This is a genomic window from Thalassospira sp. SM2505 (assembly GCF_054901115.1).
Genome location: NZ_CM142731.1, coordinates 2,643,005 through 2,656,991, shown reverse-complemented (window position 1 = coordinate 2,656,991; position 13,987 = coordinate 2,643,005). Strand labels below are relative to the sequence as shown.

Genomic DNA, 13,987 nt, shown 5'->3' with positions numbered 1-13,987 from the left:
GAAGGCGCGCCGCTTTAAATCAACTATCGGCTCGCCTACAGGTCTTCGGCGCGGTTCACAATCCGCTCGATTTCCTTCTTCACAAGGCGTTCGATCATATAGGGTAGGTTTTCGTCAAGCCATTCCTTAAGCAGCGGACGCAGCATATCGCGCACCAGATCCTCAAGGGTGGCATGACCGGCATTAACGCCAAGGGCAACAGCACGTTTCTTTGCAACGGCTTGTGCCAATTCCGAGATGGTGCCGGTCGCCGACGATTCCGTCATATTCGAAATCAGCGGTTCGTCATCATCGTCATCATAAAGAGCCGGCATTGCCGGTTCCGGCTCGGGCTCAGGCTCTTCGAATTCGTCTTCGAATGGCTCGGGCTCGTCTTCAAGCGGAGTCTCGTCGAAATCGAGCATATCGTCGAGATCAAGCTCTTCCTCCGGCTCGTCGAGTTCGAGTTCTTCGGGTTCATCGTCAAACTCAAGTTCTTCGGGTTCTTCATCAAGAACGAGTTCGTCGATTTCTTCTTCCGGTTCGGGTTCCGGTTCCGGCTCAGGCTCTGGTTCCGGCATCGGTTCGGGTTCAGGAGCGGCTTCCTGTTTTTCTTCATCCCCCTCATCAGCAAGAATTTTGCGGATGGACTGGAGGATATCCTCCATTGAAGGTTCTTGTTGCCCGTCACTCATAATTAAATTTCCGCACTAGTGTCATTTAACCAGACCGATCCGAAAGTTTGTTCAGGACAGGATGCCAGACACCCTGTCCTGAAAACACATCAGGTCAGTCTGTTCCCCACCACTGGTCCTTGACTTTATTGTAGTTGGACTCAGTGTCGTAAATTTCGACTGGCAAGCCAAGGACTTGGGCATTAAGAGCTCCCATTGCAGCCTTGACCTGGAATTCTGCAACCGCCGCATCACGACGCGAACCGACAAGGTCCACACGGGCCTGCAAAAGTTCCTGCTCCTGATCAAGAACATCAAGAACAGTACGCGAACCGACAGATGCTTCTCGTTGAACACCATCCAACGCGACTTCTGCCGACGATACCTGTGCCTGCTGCGATTCGATACTCGCCCGCGCAGTTACAAGGGTTTCCCATGCACTGGTGGCATTCTCAATCACAGCACGGCGTGCTTCATCAACCTGAATGCGCGCCTGACCTGCGGTCTGCTTGGCAGCTCGAACACCGGAATAAACTGCGCCCTGCTGGTACAGTGGCACAGAAACGGATGCGATGATATCAGCGCTGTCTGCCGTAAAATCCTCGGTCGACCCTTCATGCGCCCGTTCAACACCAGCTGAAAGACTGACTTCCGGGTAAAGCGACCCTTCATTCAGACGAATATCAGACTGGGCTGCCTGTTCGGTGTATTGCGCCTGCAGAACATCAGGATGTTGACCCTGTGCAATCGACAAAACATCCGTAACACTGGTTGGAAGACCGGCAAGCGGGTTGGGAATTTCAAGGTTGCTTGGTGGATTTCCAACCAGACGCTCATATTGTGCGCGTGTATTTGCCAGCGCCCCCTGTGCCGAAATCAAGTCTGCTTTCGCACCAGCAAGGCGGGCTTCTGCCTGCGAGACGTCGGTACGGGTCACTTCACCAACCGCAAAACGATCCCGGGTTGCTTCAAGCTGACGCTCAAGCACGCGAACGTTGTTCTGGTTCAGTTCAACAACGGCAGTATCACGCAATACATTGAAATACGACGTCGCAACCTGCAACATCACATCCTGTTCTGTGGAACGCAGGGATGCGCGCGCTGCCTGAATGCGTGCTTCGGCACGTTCTGTCTGCGCGGTTGTACGGCCACCACGATAGAGCGGCTGGGTCACGTTCAAGCCGACAGTATAAGGCGTAAGGCTGTTGTCGGTATTTGTCCCGTTGACTTCCGTGTTGTTTTCACGGAGACCGGCATCACCAGTTAATGTAACACTCGGGCGCCAGTTTGACAGTGCAGCCGAAATCTCTTCGTCTGTCGAGCGCAACGATGCGCGCCCGGCTTCGAGTGTCGGGTTGCTCTGATATGCCTTAATAAGAGCGTCCTCAAGACTTTCCGCAGATGCGCCACCGGCAACCATTCCTCCGGTTGCAAGGATACTGCAGGTCAGCAAGAACCGTTTTAACATTTATCTACCCTTGTAAAATCCTACACCAAGTCCCGACCCCGGCGCAGTTTCACTCATGGTAACGACGGAAACAAAATTTTCCAAGAAAAGAGGCATTTGGAAGCCAAAAAAGTATTTTGCCCGCTTTCTGATCGTTACATCGTTTAATCGTAGCGCATCATATCTGGCGCAATTTGACACGCCCAGATATCTATACCGCCTGTAACATTAAAAACATCTTTAAATCCATATTCTTCAAGGAAAATCCCTGCATGACGACTGCGAACGCCATGATGGCAGATAACGGCAAGCGGCATGTCTTGCGGCAGCTCATCCAGCCTGCCGTGCAATTCCGATAATGGAATATGCACAGATTCCCTGATCATACAGATTTCAACTTCCCAGTCTTCGCGCACATCCAAAAGAACGATTGGCAATTTTTGTTCAAGGATTTTAGCCAACTCCTGGCATGCAAGTTCCCTAACCATGAAATCCTGACAATCGCGATGAGCACAAAAAGAATTGCCCGGATGGTTCCGGGCAATTCGTCAGATTAAAATACAAAGCTTTCCGCCGGCTCAAAGCCCGGCAGGTATGGAATGTTTGCATCAAACAGATCGCGATGACCAATGACGCCATTTTCACGTTCATAAAGCTTGGCAACACCGACCTTGCCAGCCTCTCTTACAACGGCGAGCAAACGACCACCTTCTGCGATCTGATCCAGAATGGCGGCGGGCACTTCGCAAACTGCACCATCGAAGATGATTACATTATAAGGTGCTTGCTTGGCGTAGCCGGCAGCCAGTTCACCTTCGACAACGATAACATTGTCATAGTTGACTTTCTGGAAGGCTGCTTCGGCAGCACTCGCCATTTCCTTGTTGCTTTCTACAGCAACAACGGTTTCTGCGACGCGCGAAATCAGCGCACTGCCATAACCAAAGCCCGCACCAATCACCAAAGCAACATCTGCCTCAGCGATCTCGGCACTTTGCATCAAGCGTGCAATCACCATCGGCTCCATCGCGAAGCGACCATCACCAACCGGAATATCTTCATCAATATAGGCAATGCCGCGTTTGCCTTCGGGCAGGAACAGTTCGCGCGGAACTTCCTCCATCGCAGCGATGACCAGCGGATCGGTAACCTTGTTGGTCCGAACCTGATTTTCCACCATGTTATGGCGCGCGATTTGGTAATCCATGATTATCTGACCTGAAAATTCTCGCGAGAAACTCTCCGCTTCCTGTTTGATCGTTGTCAAACGCGGTCACGGCAATTGCCCTGTTTATAGTTGCCACATAAGCAACTGACAACAACGGATCAACTCCAACCTGCTCTTTGAGCGCGTTTTTCCGCCAATTTTTACAGAAACAGAAGGCGCGCCCCTACGGTTCAAAGATTTTTTGAAACCGGCACATGATTTTTTGATCTGTCACAATTTTTATCCTCAAATGAGGATGTTATACGTCAGTATTAAAAACATATACCATCGAACTCGATAAATGCACAAATGGAATTCTACAGAACGTGACAGTCTGACAGACCGTGTCATGTGTTTCATCCGGGGGAAAGCAAATCATGCGTGACAATGGACCAGTCACCAACCGCGAAGTCGTCATGAAAGACGGAGATATTCTGGTTTCGAAAACGGACACAGGTGGGCGTATCACCTTTACCAACCAGACGTTTGTTGAGATCAGCGGTTACACCAACGACGAACTTGTGGGTGCTCCACATAACATGATCAGACACCCTGACATGCCCAAGGAAGCATTTGCAAACCTCTGGGAAACCATCAAGGCCGGGACGCCCTGGCAGGGCTTGGTCAAGAACCGCGCAAAAAATGGTGACCATTACTGGGTTCGGGCAAACGTGACACCCATTATAGAAGACGGTCAGGTAAACGGTTTCATTTCCATCCGGACAAAACCATCCGAGGTAGAAAAAAATACGGCCAACCGGATCTATGCCGATATTCGCACAGGGTCGGCAAAGGATATTCGCCTTGAGCAGGGTGAAGTTGTTAATACAGGCCCCAAAGCGAAGATGAGAGAGTTTCTCGCCAGCATCAAAGGCAGTCTCAGCCTTGCTTTCGGAACCATGTTTATCCTGATGCTGTTGATTGGCGGATATGCATTGTATGGCGAATTCAAAACAGAGCAAGCTCTTGAGAACGTCTATAATGACCGTGTCAAACCGTTGAACCTGCTAAAACAGGTATCTGATGACTATGCCGTGTTTGTTGTTGATGCGTCTCACAAAGTCCGCAACGGTAACTTCACGTGGCAGGAAGGTCTGGATAGCATCAATATCGCGGAACAGCGCATCAAGGAAAACCTTGATATCTACTTTTCACGGAACCTTGATTCTGGAGAAGTCGCAGTCGTCGAGCGTGTTAAACAGCTGCTCCCGCCCGCCGACAAGCTTATCCTGCGCCTCCGCGCCATCTTTAAAGATGGCGACAGAGTTGCACTTGACGCTTTGATCAAGGATGAACTTTATCAGACCATAGATCCGCTCACCGAACAGATTGGCAATCTGTCAGTCGCGCAAAACGAGATTGTCGGTGTACAGGTTGAAGATGCCCGTCAGGCATTCTTCATGGCCGCGACAGTTGACGGTGTCCTGATCCTGATCGCAGCAGGCCTGACTCTGATCTATGGCGCATGGCTTATCCGCAAATTCCGTCGCCCCCTGAACGAGATGGCAAAACATTTCGATGCAATCGCACGAAATGACCTAGCTCATCTCATCCCTTTACCTGAAATGCCTGATTTCAAACCGTTGACCCAGCAACTTCGTGCATTGCATGCAAAGCTTGCATATAATCGTCTTGAACGTGATGAAAATGAGTCCAAAGCCAACAGCCAGAGGATCGGAGCCCTTCGCGGCCTTGCCGAAACGGTTGAAAAAGAACTGCAGAAAGTTGTTCAGTCGATCATTGATCAAACCCGGCGTTTGAACGAATCTGCTGGCGAGATGGCAGGATCATCCGAACGTGTCTCAGAAAACTCCGAGAGTGTTGCTGCAGCAGCACATCAAGCATTGGCAAATGCGGAAACAGTTTCCGGCGCCTCAGAGGAATTGGCTGCCTCCATTCGCGAAATCACCCGCCAAATCGAACAAGCCACCAATCTGACCGCCGAAGCCAACCGGGCGGGCGAAAGCGCAGAGCAAACGGTTACCTCGCTTCAGAACAGCGTGGGCAAGATTGGCGAAGTTGCCGAGCTTATCAGTGATATTGCCGCACAAACCAACTTGCTTGCCCTGAACGCAACGATTGAGGCTGCAAGAGCTGGCGATGCCGGCAAAGGATTTGCCGTGGTTGCACAAGAGGTCAAAAACCTTGCAAATCAGACAGCAAAATCAACGGAGGAAATCACCCGTCAGCTTGGCGAGATCCAGAACGTCACAGATTCCGTTGTATCCACGGTGCAGCTGATGACGGCAAGCATTCGACGCGTTGATGAAGTTGCATCGAACGTTGCGGTAAGCGTGCGCCAGCAAGACGATGCAACTCAGGAAATTGCCCGAAACGTTATCCAGACGGCTGAGGCATCAAACGAAGTTACCGAAAAAATCGGTCATGTCGCGTCCGAAGCGCAGGAAAACCTCAACCGTGCAGCGCAAATGAACAAAATCGCCGAGGAAGTGGATGGGAGCATTGCCCAGCTTCGCAACAGTCTCGTTCGAATCGTTCGCACAGCAACACCTGAAGTGAACCGCCGTAAGGATCCGCGTTACGAAACCCAGATATTGGTAACATTAACAATTGGTGGCAAATCCATTCGCGGAAAAACCGTCGACATCTCCACCGGCGGCGCCAAGGTTTCTTTGGCTGAACCGGTAAAGAAAGGCGCCAAAGGTGAGATCACCCTTGAAGGACCGAATACGACGATCCCGTTCGAGGTTGAACATTCGCACGACACGATTGCCAATATTGACTTCGCACCAAGTAAAAACCGCGAGGAAAAACTCGCCCCGTGGCTTGAACGTAAATATGGCAAGAAGTCTGCCTGACACAGTCAGTACCCCACCCTGTTGAACCGCTCGGGATTGTATCCCGGGCGGTTTTTCTCGTTTCAGTGTAAATATCAAGCCGTTGTTCAAAAAATGTAAAATTGGGTGCTTGACGGCTCGTATTCTATGAGGCTATACACCGCTCCAGCCAACGCGAAGGCGCGATGGCGGAGTGGTTACGCAGAGGACTGCAAATCCTTGCACGCCGGTTCGATTCCGGCTCGCGCCTCCACTGATCCGGCATAGCTCAGTTGGTAGAGCAAATGACTGTTAATCATTGGGTCGCAGGTTCGAGTCCTGCTGCCGGAGCCAAAAAACCCTGGAACTCAGTTCCGGGGTTTTTTGCTTTTTGGCTTACATGCCATTATCTGCACTGCTTACTCCGGACTCAAACTTTGAAGCCGCGCGACTTACGACGCCACCCGGATGCGAATTACAACACGAAAACAATGTTTTCGATGTAACCACACCACCCTTTTCGCGATTAAGCCCGCACTCCGGTTAACCCAAAGCTGCATCCATTCCAAGCGGGTCAAAAAAGACAACAGTTTGGTCATTTTTTCGCAAAAAAGGTCTTGCGACGTTCCGACGGTTTGATTATACACCTGCCACGCGCTTCGGACGGAGCGCGCAGCCTGATCCGGCATAGCTCAGTTGGTAGAGCAAATGACTGTTAATCATTGGGTCGCAGGTTCGAGTCCTGCTGCCGGAGCCAATTAAAAAGGGGCCGAACGTAATGTTCGGTCCCTTTTGCTTTTAGCACGTCACAAGATGAGGCAAAGCACCATGAAAACCGTCAAGATCGAATTGCGCGAAGTTCAGCTCGCCACCCTTTCGGGATCGACCCGCGGCTGGTTAATTGCGGGCGAAAATGACGTCATTCACGGCATGGTGCATCCGATTGATGGTGATTTGTTCACGATTTCATCAACGACAGACCCACGCATTCAGGCCTTTGGCTGGTGCCCGATGTTTGACAGTCTGGCCCATGTACAAAATGATCTTGAAATTGCGCTGGCGATGACATCTGCAGCCGAAGTCGAAGAATGGATTGAAGAATCCGAACGCTTTGACGATGAAGGTCATCACGGTCATCTCCATTGACCCCCTCACCGCTGCATCTGCGGTCACAAGCATGAAACTGCGGCATATCTGAAAAACGCCATAAAAACTTCGTCGCCTCAGTGCTTTATTGATGCACAGCAAATCAATATACTAGCCACTGACTTAACATCGCATTTGCTTCGAGCATGGTGTGCGGGGATATTCACTAAGAGTAACGCAACGCCATTGCCTAAAACCAGCCCACAGCACAACGCGGGAATTCGGCGATGAGTACAATTAATCTGGACCATCTGTTCAAACCCAAATCGGTCGCCGTGATTGGCGCGTCCAACCGCCCTCATTCTGTTGGCCATGTGCTGATGAAAAACCTGCTGGCCGGTGGATTTGATGGACCGATCATGCCTGTCAATCCCCGCAGCCAGTCGATTGGCGGTGTCCTGGCTTATCCCGATGTCAACAGCCTGCCTGTCGTACCAGAGCTTGCCGTTATCTGCGTGCCGCCGCAGGCGGTTATTCCGGTAATGAAATGCCTTGCGGAAAAAGGGTGTCTGGCAGCGATTGTTCTGACTGCGGGACTTGGTTCCGAACCGTTTGATGAGAAACGAAGTATCAAACAGGCCATGCTTGATATTGCGTCTGAAAAGAAGATGCGTCTTCTTGGCCCGAACTGCCTTGGCCTTATGGTTCCCGGTATCGGTTTGAATGCCAGCTTTAGCCACCAGAATATCGGTAGTGGCAAAATCGCATTCGTTTCGCAATCAGGTGCGCTTTGTACTGCCGTTCTTGACTGGGCATCTGCGCGCGACATCGGGTTTTCACACTTCATATCTCTTGGCGAGTGCGACGATGTCGATTTTGGTGATGTGATCGACTATCTGGGTTCGGATCCTGATACCCGTGCGATCATGCTTTACATCGAATCCATTCATGAACGCCGGAGCTTCATCTCGGCTGCCCGTGCCGCATCACGCAACAAGCCCATTCTCTGCATCAAGTCGGGGCGCTTTGCCGAAGGTGCGGCCGCGGCCGCATCACATACAGGCGCACTTGCTGGCGCAGATGACGTCTTTGACGCTGCTATCAAACGCGCCGGGGTACTGCGCGTTTACACGGTTAGCGAAATGTTCTCGGCTGCCGAAACGCTTTCACGCATGCGCCCGTTCCGTGGCGACAAGCTTGGCATCGTGACCAATGGCGGCGGGATCGGGGTGCTTGCGGTTGACGCTTTGATCGAACGTCAGGGTCATCTTGCCCACCTTGATCCTGAGACCATCACGGCCCTGGACAAGGTTTTGCCTGCTACATGGTCGCATGCCAACCCGGTCGACATTATCGGAGATGCCCCCGGAGAACGTTATGCCAAGGCAATTGAAACGGTTCTGACTGACAGCAATATCGACAGTCTTCTGGTCATGCATGCCCCGACCGCTATCACCGACCCTGTCGAAGTCGCGCGTTGTGTCATTGACCAGATCAAACACAGTAAGAAAAATATCCTGACCAACTGGGTTGGCGAAGCTACCGTGGCCGAAGCCCGAAACATGTTTTATGCCGCAGGAATTCCGACATATCGCACACCGGAAAACGCCGTGGCAGCCTTCCAGCACATGGTCAATTATCGCAAATTGCAAGACCTGTTGATGGAAACACCGCCATCGGTCCCACGCGATTATACGCCGCAGACAGATAAGGCGCGCAGCATCATCCACACCGCCATTCATGCCGGTCGTGACATGCTAACCGAGCCTGAGGCAAAAGCCGTTCTGGAATGCTATGGCATCAATACAGTCAAAACCATTGCAGCCAGTGACATCGAAGAAGCGGTACGCACCGCAGACGATATCGGTTATCCGGTCGCGCTTAAGATTCTGTCCGACGATATCAGCCACAAGTCCGACGTTGGCGGCGTCGTCCTAAATCTTGATAGTGGCGAGGAAGTCAGGGCGGCGGCCCTGAAAATGCAGCGCACCATCGAACAAAAATTCCCCAATGCCCGTCTGCGCGGTTTTACCATTCAGGAAATGATCACCCGTGCGGGCGCACGTGAACTGATTGTCGGCATGACCACCGACCCGATCTTTGGTCCGGTGATCCTGTTTGGTCATGGGGGCGTCGAGGTCGAAGTCGTACGCGACCGTGCCATGGCCCTGCCCCCGCTGAACATGAAGCTAGCCCGTGAACTGGTTGAAGGTACACGCATTTACAAGCTCCTCAAAGGCTATCGGGACGTTCCCCCTGTAAATCTTGAAGACCTTTACATGACGCTGGTTCGCCTGTCGCAGCTGGTTGTGCATCTGGGCGAAGTGGTTGAGCTTGACATGAACCCGCTTCTTGCCGACCAGCATGGTGTGATTGCCCTTGATGCGCGTATCAAGGTAACCCCAAAGGTCGTCAGCGACGATAAGCGCCTTGCCATTCATCCCTATCCAAGACACCTGAAACAGGAACTGGTGATGGATGATGGAACGACTTATCTTCTGCGCCCGATCAAGCCGGAAGACGAACCCGCGCACTATGAGTTCATGTCAAAACTGACACCCGAAGATATTCATTTCCGGTTCTTCGGTTCTGTGCGTGAACTGCCACATTCTGAAATGGCCCGTCAGACCCAGCTGGATTATGATCGCGATATGGCGTTCCTGGCTGTGGTACCCGATGGTCCGGAACAGGGCCAGATCCACGGCATTGTTCAGGTCGTCATCGATCCCAATAACGAACATGCAGAATATGCCATCATGGTCCGGTCGGACATCAAGGGGCGCGGTCTTGGTCGTGTTCTGATGGAACAGATGATTGCCTATTGCCGTCGCAAGGGTACCGAAACCTTTATCGGTCAGGTCTTGCCTAGTAACCGCCGCATGCTAACCCTTTGCGAGAAACTTGGTTTCAGCCGCAAATACATCCCCGACGAGGATGTTTTTGAGGTCACGTTACCGCTCCAACGCGACGCTCACTAATCAGGCAATTTCCAACAAAAAAGCCCGGCAACTGCCGGGCTTTGTCTTTGGTACTTTCGGAACGGAGCTAGGCACCATCGGCCACAAGTTTGGCACGGATATCGGCAACTGCCTTTTCGGGATCGATACCCTTTTCACGCAGGCTGTCGACGGCTTCGTTTTCGATTTTACGCAGTTCTTCAAGCGTGGTCTGCACATCTTCAAGCTGCTGCTCAAGTTCGGCGATCCGGCGGCGACCGACAAGCATCAGATGAGCGAGTTGCTCAGTCCGCGTGCGGTCGGCATCGTAGAGATCGATATATTCCTTGATGTCTTCAAGCGAAAAACCAAGACGTTTGCCACGCAGAACAAGCATCAGGCGTGCCCGGTCACGATAGTTATAAACGCGCGTTGCCCCGGCCCGCTGCGGCGCCAGAAGATTTTTGGTTTCATAGAACCGGATTGCACGCGGCGTGATATCGAACTCTTCGGCCAACTCGGTGATACTGTATAGCTTGTCGTTCATGGTTTTTCTTGTTTGATGACTGCGATGGGTCAACATCGCAACTTTCCGACATTCCAGTCAACATATTTACGCAAACGTAAACATAAAACACCTGATCACCGGGGTTACGATGACGTCGCCTGCACTTCCGGAACGGGTAAGGATCGGACATAATCGAGATCAACCGGAACATAGTCCGGTCCCTGTATCAGACATCCATCGGTAATCGCGCCCGGCCAATGTTCGGGATTGCTGCACCAGACACTGCCGTCAGGCAGAGGTACCTCCAATGGGTTGACATAGGGAATTTGGTGGCTTTCTCGAAGCTCGAACTGGCCAGCAAGACTGTTTTCAAACAGTGGACCTGTTGCGGGTCTAGGGCAACTCAGCACACCGTCGTAGGGATCAAAAACATCGGGATATGTAGGATGATTTGCCAGATCCCCTGAGAACACGACCGGCAAAGGCGGCATGGCTGAAAGGTAAAGGTCAGCATATTCGCCAAAGAACGACTGATCGAGTGGCATCATTTCATCAGGCAAGGTAACCGGTTCTGCATGTTCAATTGCGTTGCGTGCATTCACCAGACCGCGTGTTGTTCCCTTTTTGATATATTTCTGCCGCAGATAGAAACTGTTGTGAAAACAGACAGAAACATAGTCTGGCTGAGGAACGTTTCCACCCTTTCCAAGTTTGAAAACAGCACCGCCATTATACTCGTCGCCCTCTGGCCCCGGACGGCTATCAAACCAGCAAATATTGGCAAAGTAGTACCAAAATCCACCGCGCACGCCATCTTGTGAAAACAGTTTGTGACAGTTGTAAAATCGGTTGCGACCAATCCACCAGCCAAGGGCCACGAACTCTGGCTCAATCGGATTGTCACGGATATAGCTAAACCGGTTATCCATAATACGGATGTCGCGGTTAAATGTGCCAATCGGAGCGCCAACATTGAAGCTCGATACATCCATGCGGATACCGTTATAGCAATCACGAATATCGTTTCGAGAAATCTCTACATCACCGGCGATATCATCCGCCCCAAAGAACGCACCGTTCAGATAACGGAATGGAACCTTGATGACGTTTCCCTCGTCGTCCTTGCCATCGTGAATTTCATCCCAACGGATGGCGCGCCAGATTGATGAATCCTGAACCCATCGGCATTCGGTGATTTTGATGCCATGGCAACGTTCGCCACTGGCATAAAACGCATAGGTTCCGTCTGATATATCAAGCCCCCTGAAGCTCAGGTTTCGGCTGTTTTCAATGTAAACTGCACTTGGCCAAGCGCGCGTAATATTGAGGTTCTCGATGCGGATATGCTCAACATCAATCAATTGAAAAACGGCGAAACGCGCCTGCCCCGGATTGCTTGCCGAGACGCTTGGATCGGGTTTTTGCGCAGCATCAAGAACGACACCGGTTTCGCCACGAACAACGATTGGGTTCCCTTGTTCGCCGCTGTGCGGAAACGGCATGGGCCGTTTGACACGATAGGTTCCGTCGATCAGACGGATAAGCTGTCCGGGTTTGCTGTTGACGATTGCCATTTCCAGCGTTGTTGTCGGACGCATTTTTGAATCAATCCAATGGTCCTTCCCGTCGTCTGAAACGTAAACAACTTCCACTGAACCGTCCCCTTCTATCTTTGCGTCAAGGAACGATACAGCAAAACATCACGACGCCAAGCATCTGTTTTAGCGTCCTTATTCAGAAATAATCGTGATCAGATGTCCGATATCACGGGTGACATCAGGGTGATCATCGGAATTGTCGGGATTGGTGTCCGGGTCTTGGCAAGACGCGCACGCCGATCAAAGCGCCTAGACCATTTCGCTACCATCAACCGGCCATCTTGTGTGATGACTATCAATGACGAAGCGATGCTTGTGCTTCACCGGTGGATGATAGTGTCGATGACGATGTTTTTGTTTATCGCAACCATGGTCGCGGGAATGAACACCATGAAGGTTCGGATTATTTTCCTGCATCACTTGCGCGTCACTACCATGAATATGGCCATGATGCGGGTCGTCATGATCATGGGGATGCTCATGCCAGAATCCCGGATGGCTATGATCAATTTCCAGCGGGTCCTGTTTGGGCCACAACATGATCGCCGCCATCGCACCAATCAGTGCCAGTCCACCTGATGCCATAAACGCAACCGAAAGATCAGCAAGGCTGCCAAGCCACCCCACAACCCCGTAGGCAATCAACCAGCCACCATGTGACAGCGCAAAATTTGCAGCGAAAAAAGCAGACCTGTCACCCGCTCCTGCTGATCGTTGAACCAATCGTCCGCCGGGTGTCTGTGCGAATGTGGTCCCTGCCCCTGCCAGCACCCACAATGCGGCAAATGCGATGGCAGTTTGTACCCCGTTCACAATCAACATCGCCCCGATCAGCATGACCAATGCTGCGGCAAATATCCCGAACATCATCAAGCGGCGTTCACCACATGCATCAATCATTTTCGGAATGATAAAAGCCGCAATCATTGACCCACCGCCGGCACAGGCCAGAAAGACCGTGGTCAAAATGTCGGTCCCGCCAAGCACAGAACGGGTCAGGACGACTGTGTTGACGATGATCATCGCACCAACACAGGAAACAGCAAAATGCACGGCCAGAAGACCACGTAGTCGCGGTGTTTTCAAATAAGCCATCACACCAAAACGGGTATTGGCATAAACACCGCCTTCACGATCAGTCGCAGCAGCACGAGGAATTGACGTTGAGACAATCAGAATGGCTGAAAGCGCAAATGTAAGACTGTTTGCCATGAACAGGCTGTCAAACGACCAGACAAACAACAAAGCAGCTGCCAGTGCCGGGCTTATCAGGTTCTCCAGATCATAAGCCAGCCGGGCATATGAAAGACCCTTGGTGTAGGTTCTCTCGTCTTCCAGGATTTCTGGAATGATCGCCTGAAACACCGGAGTGAAAGCTGCTGACGCTGCATTCACGACAAAGACCAGAACAAAAACCTGCCATATCTGATCAACAAATGGCAGGCACAGAACAATCGTAGCACGCAGAATATCAAGCCCGACAAGCCAAGCCCGACGGGGCAGCAAATGCGCCATACCACCGGCAACGGGTGCAATCACCAGATACGCCACCATCTTCAGAACCAGAATTGAGCCAAGCACCCGGCCGGCATCCGCGCCGGCAAGGTCATAGGCCAACAGCGACAAGGCAACCGTCGTCAGACCGGTCCCGATCAGGGATGTAACCTGAGCAGAGAAGAGATGCCGAAAGGCAGCAATGGAGAACGGTGACATGGTGGGCGTTGTCCTTGGCTACATTTCAGATGGCGGGTCAAATCCGATTACAGGGCTTTGAA

General features: G+C 51.8%; 10 protein-coding genes and 3 tRNA genes. 6 read left to right on the top strand and 7 right to left on the bottom strand.

Translation table 11 applies throughout. From position 1 onward, the window contains the following. Positions 1-35 precede the first annotated feature (35 nt). The 4 genes from ACTU44_RS12450 to ACTU44_RS12435 form a co-directional block, all read right to left on the bottom strand. Positions 36-647 carry a DUF2497 domain-containing protein gene (locus tag ACTU44_RS12450; RefSeq protein ID WP_114099818.1) on the bottom strand — a complete coding sequence of 204 codons (612 nt, stop codon included), beginning with the start codon at positions 645-647 and terminating at the stop codon, positions 36-38. A gap of 121 nt (positions 648-768) precedes the next feature. Further along, positions 769-2,121, bottom strand: coding sequence for a TolC family outer membrane protein (locus ACTU44_RS12445; protein WP_114099819.1), 1,353 nt, complete (start codon positions 2,119-2,121; stop codon positions 769-771). Positions 2,122-2,264: 143 nt separating this feature from the next. Further along, the gene (locus ACTU44_RS12440) at positions 2,265-2,588 is read right to left on the bottom strand and encodes a rhodanese-like domain-containing protein (RefSeq protein WP_462095566.1); all 324 of its coding nucleotides are present in this window, start codon (positions 2,586-2,588) and stop codon (positions 2,265-2,267) included. 65 nt (positions 2,589-2,653) lie between these two features. Beyond that, positions 2,654-3,307, bottom strand: coding sequence for a protein-L-isoaspartate O-methyltransferase family protein (locus ACTU44_RS12435; RefSeq protein ID WP_114099821.1), 654 nt, complete (start codon positions 3,305-3,307; stop codon positions 2,654-2,656). A 377-nt stretch (positions 3,308-3,684) separates the two neighbouring features. Between ACTU44_RS12435 and ACTU44_RS12430 the strand changes: the two genes are divergently transcribed. The 6 genes from ACTU44_RS12430 (at position 3,685) to ACTU44_RS12405 (ending at position 10,148) form a co-directional block, all read left to right on the top strand. After that, complete coding sequence (locus ACTU44_RS12430; protein WP_462095565.1) at positions 3,685-6,126, top strand: methyl-accepting chemotaxis protein; 2,442 nt, start codon at positions 3,685-3,687, stop codon at positions 6,124-6,126. Positions 6,127-6,284: 158 nt separating this feature from the next. Further along, positions 6,285-6,358: transfer RNA gene (locus ACTU44_RS12425), tRNA-Cys, on the top strand. A 4-nt stretch (positions 6,359-6,362) separates the two neighbouring features. Next, positions 6,363-6,438, top strand: a tRNA-Asn gene (locus ACTU44_RS12420). Positions 6,439-6,765: 327 nt separating this feature from the next. After that, positions 6,766-6,841 (top strand) — tRNA-Asn (locus ACTU44_RS12415). Between the two features lie 71 nt (positions 6,842-6,912). Next, positions 6,913-7,230, top strand: a complete 318-nt coding sequence (locus ACTU44_RS12410; protein ID WP_114097757.1) for a hypothetical protein — start codon at positions 6,913-6,915, stop codon at positions 7,228-7,230. A 227-nt stretch (positions 7,231-7,457) separates the two neighbouring features. Then, complete coding sequence (locus ACTU44_RS12405) at positions 7,458-10,148, top strand: bifunctional acetate--CoA ligase family protein/GNAT family N-acetyltransferase (protein WP_336080808.1); 2,691 nt, start codon at positions 7,458-7,460, stop codon at positions 10,146-10,148. A 67-nt stretch (positions 10,149-10,215) separates the two neighbouring features. Here ACTU44_RS12405 and ACTU44_RS12400 read toward each other — a convergent pair whose 3' ends face one another. The 3 genes from ACTU44_RS12400 to ACTU44_RS12390 form a co-directional block, all read right to left on the bottom strand. Then, on the bottom strand, positions 10,216-10,653 hold the full coding sequence (locus ACTU44_RS12400; RefSeq protein ID WP_336080807.1) for a MerR family transcriptional regulator: 438 nt from the start codon (positions 10,651-10,653) through the stop codon (positions 10,216-10,218). A 104-nt stretch (positions 10,654-10,757) separates the two neighbouring features. Next, positions 10,758-12,212: a right-handed parallel beta-helix repeat-containing protein gene (locus tag ACTU44_RS12395; protein ID WP_462095564.1), complete on the bottom strand. Its 1,455-nt coding sequence runs from the start codon at positions 12,210-12,212 to the stop codon at positions 10,758-10,760. A gap of 249 nt (positions 12,213-12,461) precedes the next feature. Next, positions 12,462-13,925, bottom strand: coding sequence for an MFS transporter (locus ACTU44_RS12390; protein WP_114097754.1), 1,464 nt, complete (start codon positions 13,923-13,925; stop codon positions 12,462-12,464). Positions 13,926-13,987: the final 62 nt, after the last annotated feature.